Raw genomic sequence first — 16,819 nt, forward strand, 5'->3', positions numbered from 1 at the left:
GGGTGCAGAGGGGTTTTCCTCGCACCTACCGCTCAGTACATTGACGCCATGTCTAATACGCCGCTCGCGCCCGCCCCCGTGGCGTCGGAACACATAGACCTCAAGCCCCGGAAGGTGTCCTTCGGCTGGGAGGGCACCCCGCTGCACTGGGTCCCCGGCGATCCCTTCGCCGGACACATGATCAATGTGCTGCACCTGCTGCTCCCCGCGGGGGAGCGGTGGTTCGTACACGTCTACAAGCAGGTGCTCCCGTACATCAAGGACGAGCGACTGCGCGCGGATGTCGTCGGCTTCATCGGCCAGGAGGCCACGCACGCCGCCGCGCACGACGACGTGCTGCCCCACCTGAAGCGGCTGGGCCTGGACCCGACCCCCTACACCGCGCAGGTGGACTGGCTCTTCGAGAAGCTGCTGGGCGACCGGACCCTGCCCCCGGGCCGGGCGCGGCACTGGTGGCTGATGGAGCGGGTCGCGATGATCGCGGCGATCGAGCACTACACGGCGTTCCTCGGCGACTGGGTGCTGAACGCCGACGAGCTGGACCGGCGGGGCGCCGACCCCACGATGCTCGACCTGCTGCGCTGGCACGGGGCGGAGGAGGTGGAGCACCGCTCGGTGGCCTTCGACCTCTTCATGCACGTGGACGGCGGCTACCGGCGCCGGGTCCGGACCTGGGCGACCGCCTTCTCGGCTCTGGTCTTCCTGTGGCAGCGCGGCGTCCGCTTCTTCATGGAGAACGATCCCCGACTGGCCGACGGCAAGGCCTCCTTCGGCCAGTTCTTCCGGGCGGGGCAGCAGGGCGTCCTGCCCTCGACGGGCTCGATGCTGAGGTCCATCCCGAAGTACCTCTCCCGTACGTACCACCCCTCGCAGGAGGGCTCGACGGCGCAGGCGGTGGCCTACCTCGCCTCCTCCCCCGGTGCGAACGGCGGCGGGACCAGCGGCGTGAACGGGGGTGCGAAGGCATGAGGCGCGCCCTGACGATCACGACGGCGGCAGCGGGAGCGGCCTGGCTGGCCAGGCGCGCCCTGAACCGCCGCCTCGGCGCCTCCCCGCTCTGGCCGCTGCCCGCCCTGGAGGCGCCGGTATCGGGCCATTCCCCGCGCCGCCCGCTGCGGGCGCTGATCGTTTCCCGTACGGAGCCGGCGCAGGGTGTGCTGGAGCTGAGGCTGGAATCGCCCGATCTCCCGCCGTGGACGCCGGGCGCGCATGTGGACGTCACCCTGCCCTCGGGGCTGATCCGCCAGTACTCCCTGTGCGGCGACCCTGCCGACGGTGGTACGTACACGATCGCGATCCGCCTGGTCGAGGACGGCCGCGGCGGCTCGCGTGAGGCGCACGCCCAGCTGGTCGAGGGCGCCGAGCTGGAATTGCGGCCTCCGCGCAACCGCTTCGCGCTGGTCCCGGCGCCGTCGTACGTCTTCGTCGCGGGCGGCATCGGCATCACTCCGATCCTGCCGATGCTCCGGGCGGCCACGGCGGCGGGCGCCGACTGGACCCTCCTCTACGGTGGCCGCTCGCGCGCCTCGATGCCCTTCCTCGCCGAGCTCGCCGCGTACGGAGAGCGCGTCACGATCGTCCCCGAGGACGAGGCGGGACTCCCCGACCTGGCTCCGCTCGCCGGGATCCGGCCCGGCACGCCGGTCTACTGCTGCGGCCCCGACCCCCTGATGCGGGCCGTCACCGCGGCCGCCCCCGACCCCGCGGCCGTCCACCTGGAGCGCTTCGCCCCGTCGCAGGCCGGCCCGGCGAAGGGCTTCACCGTCGAACTCCGCCGCTCGGGGCGCACCGTGGAGGTCGCCGCGGACGAATCCGCCCTGGCCGCGGTCCGCAGGGAGCTGCCGAACACCCCGTACTCCTGCGAGCAGGGCTTCTGCGGCACCTGCCAGCACCGTGTGCTGGCGGGCGAGGTGGACCACCGCGACGAACTCCTCACGGACCAGGAGCGTGCGGACTCGATGCTGCTGTGCGTCTCGCGTGCCAGGGACGGCCACCTGACCCTGGACCTCTGACTGCCGCCGGGCGGTGGGCTGGTGGGGGGTGGGGAGGGGCGAAGTAGGGTGTCCGCATGACAACCGGGGTGCGGCGCAGGATGGGTGTCGAGGAGCGGCGGCAGCAGCTGATCGGGGTGGCCCTGGAGCTGTTCAGCCACCGGTCGCCCGACGATGTGTCGATCGACGAGATCGCGGCGGCCGCGGGGATATCGCGGCCGCTCGTCTACCACTACTTTCCGGGCAAGCTGAGCCTCTACGAGGCCGCCCTGCGGCGTGCGGCCGATGAGCTGGCGCTGCGGTTCGTGGAGCCCCAGGAGGGGCCGCTCGGGGCGCGGCTGCTGCGGGTCATGGGGCGGTTCTTCGCGTTCGTCGACGAACACGGGCCCGGTTTCTCGGCGTTGATGCGGGGCGGCCCCGCGGCCGGGAGCAGCCGGGCCAACGCCATGATCGACGAGGTCCGGCAGGCGGCGTACGAGCAGATCCTCGCGCATCTGGGGATCGAGGAGCCGCCGGCGCGGCTGGAGCTGGTGGTGCGGTCCTGGGTGTCGCTCGCCGAGTCCACCGCGCTGATCTGGCTGGACGGGCGGAAGATCCCGCGGGGCGAGCTGGAGTTGCAGCTGGTGCACGACTTCGCCGCGCTGGCCGCCGTGAGCGCCGCGTACGACGCGCAGATGGCGGGGATCCTGGTGCGGATCCTGTCGGACGAGCCGGCGGACGGGCCCTTCGGGGAACTGGTCGGGCGGCTCGGCGCGCTGGTGCCGGGCGCGGCGGCGGGCGAGACCGTGGACGCGGTGCCGGGCACGGCGGCGGGCGCGGCGGACACGGCGGCGGGCGTCGTGCTGAGCGGCCCGGGTCCCGGGCCCGCGGTGATCAAATGATCTGGCGATAATGCCCGCGTGATCATTGACGACGGGATCTTGTTCCGGCAGGCCGAGGAGAAGGACGCCGGCGCCCTGGTGGAGCTGTACGACCAGGCTGCCCGGTGGATGCGCGAGCACGGGATCGAGCAGTGGAAGCCCGGGGAGAAGGACGCCGCGCACTTCCGGGCGAGGATGCTCGACGGCGAGGTGTGGATCGCCTCCGACGCCGACGGGCGCGTGTGCGGGGCGTACGAGCTGTGGTGGTCCGACGAGCCGGCGTGGGGAGTCCAGCCGCCCGTCGCGGGCTATGTGCACCGGCTGATGGTGGAGCGCGAGGCCGCGCCCGCCGGGGCCGGGCGCCGCATGCTCGAACATGCCGAGCGGCGGATCGCCAGGACCGGGCGGGAGCGGGCGCGGCTGGACTGCGTCTCCACCAACCGCCGGCTGCTCGCGTACTACCGGGACGCGGGCTACCGGGTGGTCGGGGAGTTCCCGTCCAAACAGGCCGCGGACGGCCGGGTGTACGGGGTGATCCTGCTGGAGAAGCGGCTCGATCGGCTGAGCGCCGTCTGAAGACGGCGCTCAGCGTCGTGTGTGGCCGCGATTCAGCGTCGCGTGAAGACGGCGACCGTGCGGGCCGGGGTCGTGAACTCTCCCGTCGTCGTGTCGTACGCCGACTGCTTGACCGTGGCGTCGGAGCCCGCGGCCTGGACCGGGTGCAGCGCGTACGCGCGGCCGGCCAGGCCGGGGACGCGCTGGGACTGGCCGGTGGGCGTGGCGTTGAAGACGACCACCAGGTCGCCCAGGGTCATGGTGATCACGCCCGGGGTCTCCTCCTTGCCCGAGAGGGGGAAGGCCAGGTGCGACTGGACCGCCTCCGTCGTGGTGAGGGCGAAGGCCCCTTCCGTCGTACGGATCTTCAGCAGGTCGCGGTAGGCCGACGCGGCTCCCGAGATGTCGGCGCAGGTGGGCACCGGGGCGGTCAGGAGGGGCTTCGCGTAGGGCCACTTGGAGGCGTTGTCGGCGGCCGGGGGCAGACCGCGGCCGAAGCCGTTGCCGTCCTCGCAGTCCCAGTGGATGGCGTTGAGCCAGTCTCCGCTGTCGTACGAGTTGCGGTCCAGGGACTTGGAGCGCAGCAGGTCCGTGCCCGCCTGGGAGAGGGCCGGGCCCTGCGAGAGCGTGGCCGTCGCCATGGCGAGGACCTGCATGCGGGCCTTGTCCGCGGCGCTGGTGGCGGGCGGGAGCTTGTAGGTCAGGGCGTCGGCGAGGGTTTCGTTGTCGTGGGCGTCCGCGTAGGCGAGGGCGTCGCCGGGGGCGGCCGCGTAGCCGGCCGGGGCGCCGTTGTAGTCCAGCTCGGATCCCTTGATCCGGCGGCCCGTGGTGTCGGTGAAGACGTACGAGGCGAGGTTGCCGGAGAGGCCGACCTTGATCAGGTCCTGGGCGTGCAGGAGGCGGGACTTCTGCTCGGCCGGGGTGCCGTTGGCGGGTGATCCGTTCGGGGTGGTGAACAGGCCCGAGGCGAAGCCCTGTACGCGCGGGTCCTCGTCGAAGGGGCCGCCGCCGCGGACCGCGTCGCGGGCCCGGTCGGAGAAGGTGGCGATGCCCGTACCGGCCATGTTCTTCTGCGTGGCCTGGACGAAGCGGGCGTCGTCCGCGATCTCGCCGAAGTTCCAGCCCTCCCCGTAGAGGACGATCTTCTTCCCGTCCACGCCGTCCTTGGCGAGGGTCAGGGAGTCCAGGGCGGCGCGCACCGCCAGGATGTTGGCCTTGGGGTGGTGCCCCATGAGGTCGAAGCGGAAGCCGTCGACCTTGTACTCCTTCGCCCAGGTGACGATCGAGTCGACGACCAGGCGGCCCATCATGGCGTTCTCGGGCGCCGTGTTGGCGCAGCAGGTGGAGGTGGCGACCGAGCCGTCCGCCAGCAGGCGCTGGTAGTAGCCGGGGACGACGCGGTCCAGGACGGACTTGTCCGACTGCCCGGAGGCGACGGTGTGGTTGTAGACCACGTCCATGACCGTGCGCAGGCCGGCCCCGTTCAGGGCTTGGACCATCTTGCGGAACTCGGGCGTACGGGCGGTGCCGTTCGGGTCGCTCGCGTACGAGCCCTCCGGAACGGTGTAGTGCAGCGGGTCGTAGCCCCAGTTGTAGGCGTCCTTCGCGGCCGCGGCGGCCACGCAGGCCTGCTGTTCCTGGGAGTCGGGCGCGTACACCTTCAGGTCGCAGGCCGGTTCGGTGCGGTCCGCCGGATTCTCGGGGATGGTGCCGATGTCGAAGGCCGGCAGGAGGTGCACGTACGAGGTACCGGCCGCGGCCAGGCCGCGCAGGTGCTTCATTCCCGCCGAGGCGCTGTCGGTGAAGGCCAGGTACTGCCCGGGGTGTCCGCTGGTGCGGTCCGCGACGGAGAAGTCACGGATGTGCAGCTCCTGGATCTGCGCCGAGGTGAAGGGCACCGGGTCGGGCTTGCGCAGCTCGCGCCAGCCGGGCGGGGCGAGCTTCGGGTCGGCCAGGTCGACGGCCAGGCTGTGGGTCGAATCGGTGGTCAGAGCGGTGGAGTAGGGGTCGGTGACGAGGTTGCGGACCACCTGGCGGGTGCTGGGAGCCCATACGGTGACGGCGTAGCGGTAGGGCTTGCCGGTCCAGTCGCGGTCGCCGCGCACCGACCAGACGCCGGTGGCGTCGTCGCGGCGCATGGCGACGGTGCGGCCGTCGAGTTCGAGGGCGACGTGATGGGCGGTCGGGGCCCACACGGAGAGGGTGGGGCGGCCGTCCTTGAAGACGGGTCCGAGGGGGGCGCCCGCCGCGGCGGCCGCGTACAGGTCGTCCAGTACGCCGGCGAGCTGGACGCCCGTGGCGGCGAGGACGGCGCCGTTGGCGGCGCGTGCGCTCGCGACGAGCTGGCCGCGCAGGGCCTCGCGGACCCGGTCCCGGTCGCGCGGGTCGACGGTGTAGGCGGCGTACGCGGCCAGGTGCGGGAACTTCTCCTTCTGGGCGGCGGTGAGCTCGGACCTGGCCAGGCGCAGCCACTGCGCCGGCCCGGTCAGGACACCGTTCTGCGCCGTGACGGCGCCTTCGCGGGAGGCGAGGAGCTGTACGGAGGCGGCCGCCGCGGGGGCGTTCCAGGCGAGGGTGTCGCGGTCGATCCAGATCGCCTGGGACTTCGTGAGGTCCAGGGCGGCGGCGGAGCCGGCGGGCTGCGGCAGGAGGTAGGAGGCCTGGCCGCCCAGCATCCAGACCTCGTGGCCGGTGGCCTTCAGGTCCAGGGACTGGTCGGAGGGGAGGTCCTTCTCGTCACCCTTGTGGAGGATGTAGCTCAACGAGGTCGCGCCGGCGGCGAGCGGGACCTCGTACACCGCTCCGTAGGAGTCGATGCGGGACGGGAGCAGCGGCTTGGACCAGTCGGTGGGGGTGGCGGCGCCGGTCCACACGTGCAGGCCCCAGCCGTCGTAGGCGCCGTCCGCGCGCTGGTAGTGCAGGACGGCCTTGGTCGTGTCCTGCGGCGGGTGGGCGGGCCGCTCGGTGCGGACGGCCTCCTTGCCCTGTTCCAGCCAGATCTCGCCGGTCCTGGTCACATCGATCGTGCGGTCGGCGGAGACGTCCTTGTTGCCGTCCTTGTCGATGACGAGGTAGCCGACGGAGGAGGCGCCGGGCTTCAGCTTGACGTACGCGAAGGCGCCGTAGGCGTCGCGGCCGGTGAAGTCGTGGCCGGCGGGCCAGGGGGTGGCCTCGCCCTCCGCGAGGTCACCCCAGGCGTAGAGGCGCCAGTTCGTGTAGTCGCCGTCGGGGCGGTTGTAGTGGACGACGGCGTAGTCCCGCTGGGTGGCGGTGGGCACCTCGGCGGGCGGGGCCTGACCGGCGGTGGAGGCGGCGAGGGCGCTCGCCGTGCGGCCGGCGGAGTCGACGACGACGGCCTTGTACCGCAGGGGCGTGCCCGCCGGGGCGGTGACGTGCTGGGTGACCTTGTAAGGGGCGTGGTCGGCCGAGCCGAGGACCTGCCACTTGTCGGTGCCGGTCTGGGCGGCGAAGACGACCCGGTTCAGGCCGCCGCCGGTGACCTCGGCCGACAGCTCGACGGTGCCGGCCGCTCCTGGCGCGGGGGCCTTCAGGGTGACGGCGGGCTTGGCGGCGGGTGCGGCGAGCGGGTTGACGCCCTGGAGGACGACCGAGCCGAGGGCCGGGACGGGCACGGTGAGCTTGCCGGCCGCGGAGGCGCGGATCAGTGCGTTGCCGCCGTACAGGGTGCGGTACTGGGCGCCGGCCGGGGCGTCGATCTCCACGGTCCGGGACGCGGCGCCGTTGTTCGCGGCGACCAGGTACTCGGTGCGGCTGCGGACGTCGGTCCGCGCGAAGGCGTAGACCGGACCGTCGGCGAGGCGCTCGCTCTGGACGCCGTCGCGCAGGGCCGGGTGGGCCTTGGTCAGCTGTGAAAGAGCACTGATCTGCCGGTAGAGGGGGTGCGCCGGATCGTAGGCGTCACTCGCGTGGGTGCGGGTGGTCCCGAGCTGGTCGTCGTCCAGGTAGTCGGCCGTCTGGGAGGCGAAGAGGGGCTGGCGGGCGTCCTTGTCGCCGCCCGCGCCCGTGAAGCCCTGCTCGTCGCCGGAGTAGACCACCGGGTTGCCCCGGGAGAAGAACATCAGCTCGTTGGCGAGCCGGTAGCGGTCCAGCAGCTCCGGTTCCCCGGCTGTCGGCCGGTCCTGCTTCAGGAAGGTCCCGAAGCGGCCCATGTCGTGGTTGCCGAGGAAGGTCACCTGCTCGTAGGCGTTGGCCTTCCCGGTGGTGTACCGGTAGTCGTCGCCCAGGACGGAGGCCAGGCGGCCCGCTTCCCCGCCCTGGGAGGCGTACGAGCGGATCGCGTCCTGGAGCGGGAAGTCGAGGGTGGCGTCGAGGCCTCCGCGCGTCACGTAGGGGGAGGTGACGGCGGTGTCCGCGGAGTAGACCTCGCCGAACATGAAGAAGTCCTCGCGGCCGCGCTCGGCCGCGTACTCGTCGAGGGCGGTGGCCCACTGGGTCCAGAACTCGGTGTTGACGTGCTTGACCGTGTCGATGCGGAAGCCGTCGATGTCGAAGTCGCGGACCCACTTCTCGTAGATCTTCTCCATCCCGCTGACGACCTCGGGACGCTCGGTCCACAGGTCGTCGAGGCCGAAGAAGTCGCCCTGTCCGGAGGATTCCCCGGCGAAGGTGGAGTCGCCCCGGTTGTGGTACATCGTCGGGTCGTTGAGCCAGGCGGGGACCTTGGCGTTCTCCTTGCCGGGCGGGACGAAGGGCGTGCGCGGGAAGGACTCGCCCGACACCTTCGGGAACTTCCGCTTCCCGTCCGCGTAGTCGGCGTCGTCGAAGGGGACCCCGTCCTTGGTCAGGTACGGGAAGGCGCCCTTCGAGAGGTAGGAGTAGGACTTCTCCTGGTAGTCGACGACGTCGGCGGTGTGGTTGGTGATGACGTCGAAGAAGACCTTCATCCCCTTCCCGTGCGCCTTGTCGATCAGCCGCTCCAGGTCGGCGTTGGTGCCGAAGTGGGGATCGACCTGGGTGAAGTCGGTGATCCAGTAGCCGTGGTATCCGGCCGACACGTCGTCGCCCTTGCCCTGCACCGGCTGGTTCTTGAAGATCGGCGCCATCCAGATGGCCGTCGTGCCAAGGCCCTTGATGTAGTCGAGCCGGTCGGTCAGCCCCTTGAGGTCGCCGCCCTGGTAGAAGCCCTTGTCCTTCGGGTCCAGGCCGGTCTCCAGGCGCGTACCGGTCAGGCCGCCCCGGTCGTTGCGCGGATCGCCGTTCGCGAAGCGGTCCGGGAGCACGAAGTAGAACTGCTCCCGGGTCAGGTCGTGGCGGGCCGGTTCGGCGGCCAGTTTCGCGTCCGAGGGCGGGGCGGGGGGCCGGGCCGCGGCGGCCGCCGCGGGGAGAGCGGGCAGGAGCGTCACGGCCAGTGCGGCGGCGAGGACTCCTGCGGCAGGGCGTATCAAGGCGGGTCTCCTTGTGTACGGGACAGGATGAGGGCCGCCCGGCGGCGGGGGTTCGGTGATGCCGGGCGGCCCTGGTCTAGGGGGTGTTTCTGGGGGAGGTCAGCTGCGCCAGGTGTCGTTCAGCGTGACGGCCCCGCTCGCGGGGACGGTGGCGGTGCGGTTGGCGCCGCTCTCCCAGGTGACGTTGCCGGAGGCGTCCTTGCGGATGTACTTGTACGCGAAGGACGTTCCGGCGGGCAGGGCGACGTCGAGCTTCCACACCGGGTAGGCGGCCGGGTCCAGCTTGAGGGCGGCGGCGGTGTTCCAGTTGCCGAGGGCGGACTGGTCGCCGGTGACGTAGATGTTCTGTCCGAGGGCGGTGGTCGCGTTGACGTGGAACGAGGCGCCCGATGCGGTGGTGGGCGGCGGGGTCGTCGGGGTGCAGGTAGGGGCGTTCACGTGCAGGGCGACGGCGGTACCGGCGCCGAGGGTGGCCGTGAACTGGCCGGAGGAGTTCACGTTCACCGTGCGGCCGCTCTGTACGTCGCAGTAGTCGCCGGCCGGGAGCGAGGTCTGGAAGGTGCGGCTGAGCGAGGAGCCCTCGTGGTTGATGGCCACGTACGCCTTGGCGCCGCGCCCGAAGGCGATCTGGTCGGCGCCGTTGTCCCACCAGTCGGTGACGGACTGGCCGCGCGCCGCGTTGCGGAAGCCGACCATCGAGGAGATCTCCCGCCAGGAGTGCTGGCACTTCCAGCCGTCGGCGTAACAGGCGTTCACGGAGCCGCCGTTGGGGGGACCGGCGTCGTGATCGGTGAACTCGTAGCCGGAGTGCACGTCGGGGGACCCGTAGGGCCAGGCCAGCATGAAGACGCCTGCGAGGGTGTAGGCGGAGCCGTTCTTGTAGGTGAGGGTGTCCCCGACGCGCTCGGTGTCGTGGTTGTCGACGAAGACGGCGGACTGGCCGCTCGGCATGTGGCCCCAGGCCTCGCCGAAGTTCTTGAGGTAGGCGAGGTTCTCGCTCTGGAAGACGCGCTTGAGGTCGCGGGCGTAGCGGAACTCCTGGACGTCTCCGCTGCCGAGGTACTCGCTCGGCGCGACGGCCTCGCCGGCCCCGTGGATCGCCTCCTGCTTCCAGTAGGCGTTCGGGTTGCTCAGCCGCGACTTGATGTCGGCGAGGTCGTCGGCGGGCATGTGCTTGGCGGCGTCGATGCGGAAACCGTCGACGCCGAGGGAGAGCAGGTCGTTGAGGTACCCGGCGATCCGGCCGCGTACGTAGTCCTCGCCGGTGTCGAGGTCGGCGAGCTGGACGAGCTCGCAGTTCTGGACGTTGGCGCGGTCCTGGTAGTTCGAGATCGTGGACCGGCAGTTGTCCATGTCGGCGCCGGAGTAGATGCCGGGGTAGTTGTACTTCGTGTACGAAGTCCCGCCGGTGCCGATGCCGTCGCCGGCCGCCATGTGGTTGATGACGGAGTCCGCGACGACTTTGACGCCCGCGGCGTGGCAGGTGTCGATCATGTTCTTGAAGGCGGTGCGGTCGCCGAGCCGGCCGCCGATCTTGTAGCTGACGGGCTGGTACGAGGTCCACCACTGGGGGCCCTGGATGTGCTCCTGGGGAGGCGAGACCTGGACGTAGCCGTAGCCGGCGGGACCGAGGCTGTTCGTGCAGGCCGTGGCGACGGAGTCGAACTTCCACTCGAAGAGGACGGCGGTGACGTCCTTCTCGCCGGGCGGGGCTGCGAGGGCCTGCGGCGCCTGGGCGGTGAGGGTCGCTGCGGCGAGGGCGGTGGCTGCCAGCAAGGTTCTTGCGGTGCGGGGCATGTGGGGCCTCCTGGCGGAGAGGTGGGGATGCTGGCGACCGTAGGGGCCCGAGCCCACCTCCTGCAAGACTTTGCGCAAGGGATTGCAGGATTGTTTCCACCACGTGTCCTGTCGCAGGTGGCGCCGGCGCCCCCGGGCAGGACACGCGGCACCCGCCCCAACGGGCAGCCGAGATCGGCGAATCAGCGGGATCGCTCGCTGGTGGTGTGCGGCTGGCCGAGGCCCGGCTCCGTGAGCTCGCCGGGATCTGCGACGTCGAGGTGTACCGGTACGCCATGCTGCCCACGTGGCGGCTGATCCGGACCGACTCCACCATGTTCGTCGGCGCGTTCGACGCGGGTTGGGAAAGGCACGAGTCTGCCACCTACAAGGTGATGGAAACGCCGCACGGCCCGCTGTTCAGGGGGTTCCGGCGCATGTTCGCGGCGATCGCCACAGGCGCCGAACGCACGGCCTGAGAGGGCAATGGACGGATGATCGAAGCGGAGCTGAAGGCACTGACCGTGCACGGGGCGGACGGGACCCGCACGGTCCTCACGTACAAGGGCGCCCCGGTGGACGAGGAGTCCGGGTCGAAGCCCGAGCACGAGACCCGCGTGGAGGACGCCGAGGCAGTGCACGCGATGCTGCGCGGCCTCGGCTACGCGCCGGCCATCGCCTTCGAGAAGCGGTGCAGAAACTACGGCTTCGAAGCGCAGGCAGCCGGATGCTCGCCACCTTGGTCCGCGTACCCGAACTGGACGGGACGTTCCTGGAGCTCGAGACCCTGGCCGAGGAGAAGGACTTGGCGGCCACTCGTGACGATCTCCGCACGGTCCTCGCCGAGCTCGGCATCGGTGCGGAGGACCTGACCCGCGAGCTGTATACCGACGCGGTGCGGGGCCGTCGCCGGGGCTGAGCACGAGAACGACCTACGAGACGGGCTCCCTGCGCCGGCATTACCCGGATCAGGTAGTGGGGGTCGCCTTCCGGTCCTGCGACCTTCCGGCCTCTCAGCCCGACCGTCGACGTCGGCCCCGGCGGTCTCAAGCTCTCCGCCAAAGTCGGCTACTCCGGTTGAACTCCCTCGCTCATCCCGTAGGCCTAGGTCCAGAATAGCGCTCCAGAGACGGGACAAAAGGGTTCGTATCATGATTTTTTGCCTCCGTTCCCAGGCGTGGCACCGGGCCGCCTCCCCGGATTCCGGGAGGCGGCCCGGTGGCGCTGCAGCGGCGGGCGGACCCCGGCGCCGGGTGGGCCGCCGGCCCCGTCACGCTGGCGTCGGAGCCTGGGCCGTGGAGCCGCGGACCACCAGCTCGGGCTGGAACACGTACTCCGTGCGCTGCACCGGCGTACCCCCCACCGCCTCCAGCAGCGCGCCCACCGCCGCCGTCGCCATCGCCCGCACCGGCTGCCGCACCGTCGTCAGCGGCGGATCCGTGAACGCGATCAGCGGCGAGTCGTCGAAACCGACCACCGACACGTCCTCCGGCACCCGCAGCCCCCGCTCCCGGGCCGCCCGGATCACCCCGAGCGCCATCGGGTCGCTGCCGCACACGATGCCCGTACAGCCCCGGTCCAGCAGGGCGACGCCCGCCGCGTGGCCACCCTCCACCGTGAACAGCGTGCGCTGGACGCGGCCTTCGGCCTCCGCCGAGGGCAGCGCCGCGAGGAAGCCCTGCTCCTTGCGGGCCGAGGGCACATAGCGCGTCGGCCCTATCGCCAGGCCGATCCTGCGGTGCCCGAGGTCCTCCAGGTGCCGTACGGCCATGTCCGCCGCCGCCCGGTCGTCCGGCGAGACGAAGGGGGCGCTGATCCGTGCGTTGAAGCCGTTGATCAGTACGAAGGGCACCCCCCGCGCCGCCAGCCGCTGGTAGCGCGAGGGGTCGGCGGAGGAGTCCGCGTGCAGGCCCGACAGGAAGACGATGCCCGTGACCCCCCGCTCCTCCAGCTGCTCGACCAGCTCGTCCTCGGTGGCCCCGCCCGGGGTCTGCGTACACAGCACGGGCGTGTAGCCGTGACCCGCCAGCGCCTGTTCGATGACCTGGGCGAAGGCCGGGAAGATCGGGTTGGTGAGCTCCGGCGTCAGCAGCCCGACCAGGCCGTTGCTGCGCCGCTTGAGCCGGACCGGCCGTTCGTAGCCGAGCAGGTCGAGCGCGGCCAGCACCTTGTGCCGGGTGCCGGCCGCCACGCCCGACTTGCCGTTGACCACACGGCTGACGGTCGCCTCGCTGACCTGGGCCTGCGCGGCGATGTCCGTCAGCCGTAGCGGGGAAGTCACCCTTGCCACCACACCGTGCAGTCCGCCGGGAGGATGCTGGGCTCCGCGAGGTCGGCGCTGGCGAGCAGCACCGTGCCGGGCGCGGGCAGGTGTACCGGCGCCTCCGTGGTGTTGACCGTGCAGACGAAGTCTCCACGGCGGAAGGCGAGTATGCCGGCCGGGGCGGGCAGCCACTCGACGGCGTCGCCCGCGCCCAGCGCCGGATGCGCGCGCCGCACGCGCAGCGCCGCCCGGTACAGCTCCAGCGTGGACGCCGGGTCGCCGGTCTGCGCCTCGACGCTCAGCGCGGCCCAGTCGGCGGGCTGCGGCAGCCAGCTGCCGCCGGTACCGAAGCCGTACGGGGCCTGGTCACCGGACCACGGGATCGGGACGCGGCAGCCGTCGCGCAGCCCGTCCTGGCCGTTCGCCTTGAAGAAGGAGGGGTCCTGGCGCACCTCGTCCGGCAGGTCCACCACCTCGGGGAGCCCGAGCTCCTCGCCCTGGTAGACGTACGCAGACCCGGGCAGCGCCAGCATCAGCAGCGCGGCGGCCCGCGCCCGGGACAGACCCTGAGCCCCGCCCCCGTACCGCGTCACATGCCGCACGACATCGTGGTTCGACAACACCCACGTGGTCGGCGCCCCCACCGGACGCATCGCGTCGAGGGACTCGTCGATGGCCGAGCGCAGCGCCTGGGCATCCCAACCGGTGTTCAGGTAGTGGAAGTTGAAGGCCTGGTGCAGCTCGTCGGGGCGCAGGTAGAGCGCGGTGCGGTCGGCGCTCGGCGTCCAGGCCTCGGCGACGCCGATGCGGTCGCCGGCGTATTCGTCGAGGACCAGGCGCCAGGAGCGGTAGATCTCGTGGACCCCGTCCTGGTCGAAGAAGGGCAGCACCTGGTTGCCGAGGAGCTTGAGCTGCTCGTCGCGGCCGAGGTCCGGCAGGCCGGGGGCCTTGACCAGCCCGTGGGCGACGTCGATGCGGAAGCCGTCGGCGCCGAGGTCGAGCCAGAACCGCAGGATGGAGCGGAACTCGTCCTGGACGGCGGGGTGTTCCCAGTTGAAGTCGGGCTGCTCGGGGGCGAAGAGGTGCAGGTACCACTCGCCGTCCGGGGTCCGGGTCCACGCCGGACCGCCGAAGATCGACTCCCAGTCGTTCGGCGGCTCCGCGCCGTCGGCCCCGCGCCCCGGGCGGAAGTGGAACCGCTCGCGCAGCGGGGTGCCGGGGCCTTCGCGCAGCGCCTGCTTGAACCATTCGTGCTGGTCGGAGCAGTGGTTCGGGACGAGGTCCACGATGATGCGCAGGCCCAGCGCGTGGGCCTCGCGGATCACGGCATCGGCGTCGTGCAGGTCACCGAACATGGGGTCGATGGCCCGGTAGTCCGCGACGTCGTAGCCCGCGTCGGCCTGCGGGGAGGCGTAGAAGGGGCTGAGCCAGACGGCGTCGACGCCCAGCTCCTTGAGGTAGGGCAGGCGGCTGCGGATGCCTTCGAGGTCCCCCATGCCGTCCCCGTTGGAGTCGGCGAAACTGCGCGGATAGACCTGGTAGATCACCGCTTCTCTCCACCAGCCGGGCTGGGTGCCGGTCGGGGTGTGGAGGCCGTCGAACGAGGTCTCGGCGGCGAGGTGCTGGGTCATCCCAATCTCCTGGCGTGGGTGTCCCCGGCTTCAGCCGGGGAAGGAAACGCATCCTTGGCTCGGAGCCGCGCGGCGTTGGCATATCGCTGCGTGATGCTGTGACCTGTGCTTGTGTTCGGATCGTGATCGCCCCTAGCGTCCGGGGCGTGGGGGATTCTTCTTCTGTGAAGCGGGCGTTCAAGTACCGCTTCCATCCGACCGACGCGCAGTCGACCGAGCTGTCGCGGACGCTCGGATGCGTGCGGAAGGTCTACAACCTCGCCCTCGCCGCCCGTACCGAGGCGTGGACGACACGTAAGGAGCGGGTGGGGTACGGACAGACCTCGGCGCTGCTCACGGCGTGGAAGAGAACCGAAGAGCTGGCCTACCTCGCGCAGGTGTCCTCGGTTCCGCTTCAACAGGCGCTGCGGCACTTGCAGAGTGCGTTCGTGGGGTTTTGGGGTAAGCGTGCGAAGTACCCTCGCTTCAAGTCGAAACGGAAGTCTCGGGCCTCGGCCGAGTACACGCGTAGTGCGTTCCGTTACTTGGACGGCCGGCTGACGCTCGCGAAAATGGCAGAGCCATTGGAGATCGTCTGGTCCCGCCCCCTGCCGGAGGGTGTGGAGCCGTCCACAGTCACGGTTTCCCGCGACAGTGCCGGGCGCTGGTTCGTGTCCCTGCTGTGCGAGGACACTCCTGTCCCCATGCCTGCCACCACAAGTGCGGTGGCGATTGATGCCGGGCTGACGGCCTTGGTCACCCTCTCCACCGGCGAGAAGATCGCCAACCCCAGGCATGAGCGCAGGGAGCGGGAGCGCTTGGCGCGCGCTCAGCGGTCGCTGTCGCGGAAAGAAAAGGGTGGCAAGAACCGGGCCAAGGCCCGCATCCGGGTGGCCAGAATCCATGCGCGGATCGCCGACCGCCGCAGGGACGGCCTGCACAAACTGACGACTCGACTCGTGCGCGAAAACCAAACGCTCGTGATCGAGGACCTCGCCGTCCGCAACATGCTGGGAAACCACAAGCTCGCCCGGGCGATCAGCGACGCGGCCTGGCGCGAACTGCGGTCCATGCTGGAGTACAAGACGGCCTGGTACGGACGGCAGCTGATCACCGTCGACCGGTGGTTCCCCAGCACACACCTGTGCTCGGCCTGCGGTGCCCTGACCGGCAAGATGCCCCTGAACGTCCGCGAGTGGACGTGCGAAAGCTGCGGGAGCACCCACGACCGGGACGGCAACGCAGCGATCAATCTTCTGGCCGCCGGGCTGGCGGTTACTGCCTGTGGAGCGGGTGTAAGACCTCAACGGGAGTCCTCCTCTCGGTCGGGGCGGTCCGTGGTGAAGCAGGAAACACCACCCGCAAGGGTGGGAATCTCCTCCCGCTAGGGAGGAGAGCAAGTCAAGTCGTCCTTGTGAGATCGGGCCGGGAGAGACGTCGGGCAGGCGGAAGGAGACGGGGTGTCTTCCGGGTCGGGCCGGATCAGCGCGAGCCCGGCTCGGCCGGAAGACGCCCCCCTAGCCCTTGGTGGCGCCCGCGGTCATTCCGGCGACGAGGTGACGCTGGGCGAAAAGGAAGAAGATCGCTGCGGGGATGGCGATGAGGACGGAAGCGGCGCTCATCGCACCCCAGTTGGAGGTGTACTGGGTGACGAAGGTCTGCAGTCCGCCGGCCAGCGTGAGGTTCTCCTCGCCGACCATGAAGGCGGAGGCGTACGCGACTTCGCCCCAGGCGGTGATGAAGGCGTAGAACCCGGTGACGGCGAGGCCCGGCTTGGCGAGCGGAAGGATCAGCCGCCAGAAGGTGCCGAAGGGGTTGAGCCCGTCGACGCGGCCGGATTCGTCGATCTCCACCGGGATGGTGTCGAAGAAACCCTTCATCATCCAGGCGCAGAACGGCACGGCGATGGTGAGGTAGGTGATGATCAGACCGACCGGCTGGTTGAGCAGCCCGAGCTGTCCCATCAGGTTGTAGAGCGGGACGATGAGGATCGCCATCGGGAACATCTGCGTGATGAGCAGGGTCCACATCAGCGGCCGCATGCCGGGGAACTTGAACCGGCTGACCGCGTACCCGGTGGTCGCGGCGATGAACACGCCGAGCACGGTGGTGACGCCCGCGACCAGGACGGAGTTGGCGAACCAGCTGAGGAAGTGGCTCGACTCCAGCAGGTACGCGTAGTTGCCGAAGCCCGGTTCCTTGACGAAGTCCGTCGTGATCGCGTGCTCGGCGGGCTTGAGCGAGGTCAGCAGGATCCACAGCACCGGGAAGACGGCGATCACGGACGCGGCGATCAGGCCGGCGTGCAGGCCGACGGAGGCGAGGGGGGCGCGCTGGCCCCGCGTGCGGGCGGTCATGG

At 70.9% G+C, this 16,819-nt stretch carries 11 protein-coding genes, 1 pseudogene and 1 riboswitch; of the genes and pseudogenes, 7 read left to right on the forward strand and 5 right to left on the reverse strand.

The features are described 5' to 3' along the window. Positions 1-48: 48 nt before the first annotated feature. The 4 genes from ABZX75_RS00120 to ABZX75_RS00135 are packed head-to-tail and all read left to right on the forward strand — an operon-like array spanning position 49 to position 3,427. Positions 49-969, forward strand: a complete 921-nt coding sequence (locus ABZX75_RS00120; RefSeq protein ID WP_355406119.1) for a metal-dependent hydrolase — start codon at positions 49-51, stop codon at positions 967-969. Further along, a complete protein-coding gene (locus ABZX75_RS00125; protein WP_355406121.1) occupies positions 966-2,012 on the forward strand; it encodes a PDR/VanB family oxidoreductase in 1,047 nt (348 codons plus the stop codon). The genes ABZX75_RS00120 and ABZX75_RS00125 overlap by 4 nt, the downstream gene beginning before the upstream one ends. Before the next feature lie 56 nt (positions 2,013-2,068). Beyond that, on the forward strand, positions 2,069-2,872 hold the full coding sequence (locus ABZX75_RS00130) for a TetR/AcrR family transcriptional regulator (protein WP_355406123.1): 804 nt from the start codon (positions 2,069-2,071) through the stop codon (positions 2,870-2,872). Positions 2,873-2,890: 18 nt separating this feature from the next. Continuing rightward, complete coding sequence (locus ABZX75_RS00135; protein WP_355406125.1) at positions 2,891-3,427, forward strand: GNAT family N-acetyltransferase; 537 nt, start codon at positions 2,891-2,893, stop codon at positions 3,425-3,427. 32 nt (positions 3,428-3,459) lie between these two features. Here ABZX75_RS00135 and pulA read toward each other — a convergent pair whose 3' ends face one another. Continuing rightward, a complete protein-coding gene (pulA, locus tag ABZX75_RS00140) occupies positions 3,460-8,811 on the reverse strand; it encodes a pullulanase-type alpha-1,6-glucosidase (protein WP_355406127.1) in 5,352 nt (1,783 codons plus the stop codon). Between the two features lie 99 nt (positions 8,812-8,910). Further along, a complete protein-coding gene (locus ABZX75_RS00145) occupies positions 8,911-10,608 on the reverse strand; it encodes a carbohydrate-binding module family 20 domain-containing protein (protein WP_355406129.1) in 1,698 nt (565 codons plus the stop codon). Positions 10,609-10,814: 206 nt separating this feature from the next. Between ABZX75_RS00145 and ABZX75_RS00150 the strand changes: the two genes are divergently transcribed. Continuing rightward, positions 10,815-11,066 (forward strand): hypothetical protein, encoded by a 252-nt coding sequence (locus tag ABZX75_RS00150; RefSeq protein WP_355406130.1) that lies wholly within the window; start codon positions 10,815-10,817, stop codon positions 11,064-11,066. A gap of 15 nt (positions 11,067-11,081) precedes the next feature. Then, positions 11,082-11,506 (forward strand): annotated as a pseudogene (locus tag ABZX75_RS00155) (CYTH domain-containing protein). A gap of 9 nt (positions 11,507-11,515) precedes the next feature. Continuing rightward, positions 11,516-11,654: riboswitch (TPP riboswitch) on the reverse strand. A 203-nt stretch (positions 11,655-11,857) separates the two neighbouring features. Here ABZX75_RS00155 and ABZX75_RS00160 read toward each other — a convergent pair. Continuing rightward, complete coding sequence (locus ABZX75_RS00160) at positions 11,858-12,868, reverse strand: LacI family DNA-binding transcriptional regulator (protein WP_355406132.1); 1,011 nt, start codon at positions 12,866-12,868, stop codon at positions 11,858-11,860. Next, entirely contained in the window at positions 12,865-14,481 is a 1,617-nt protein-coding gene (locus tag ABZX75_RS00165) for a glycoside hydrolase family 13 protein (protein ID WP_355406134.1), read from the reverse strand. Before ABZX75_RS00165 ends, ABZX75_RS00160 begins: the two co-directional genes overlap by 4 nt. Positions 14,482-14,627: 146 nt before the next feature. Here ABZX75_RS00165 and ABZX75_RS00170 point away from each other — a divergent pair, with 146 nt between their 5' ends. Next, the gene (locus ABZX75_RS00170; RefSeq protein WP_355406136.1) at positions 14,628-15,848 is read left to right on the forward strand and encodes an RNA-guided endonuclease TnpB family protein; all 1,221 of its coding nucleotides are present in this window, start codon (positions 14,628-14,630) and stop codon (positions 15,846-15,848) included. A gap of 129 nt (positions 15,849-15,977) precedes the next feature. Here the strand turns inward: ABZX75_RS00170 and ABZX75_RS00175 are convergent, their stop codons facing one another. Further along, positions 15,978-16,817 (reverse strand): carbohydrate ABC transporter permease, encoded by an 840-nt coding sequence (locus ABZX75_RS00175; protein ID WP_355406138.1) that lies wholly within the window; start codon positions 16,815-16,817, stop codon positions 15,978-15,980. Between the last annotated feature and the right edge of the window lie 2 nt (positions 16,818-16,819).

Source organism: Streptomyces sp. NPDC003038 (genome assembly GCF_040611115.1).
In the GTDB taxonomy this organism is placed as follows: domain Bacteria; phylum Actinomycetota; class Actinomycetes; order Streptomycetales; family Streptomycetaceae; genus Streptomyces.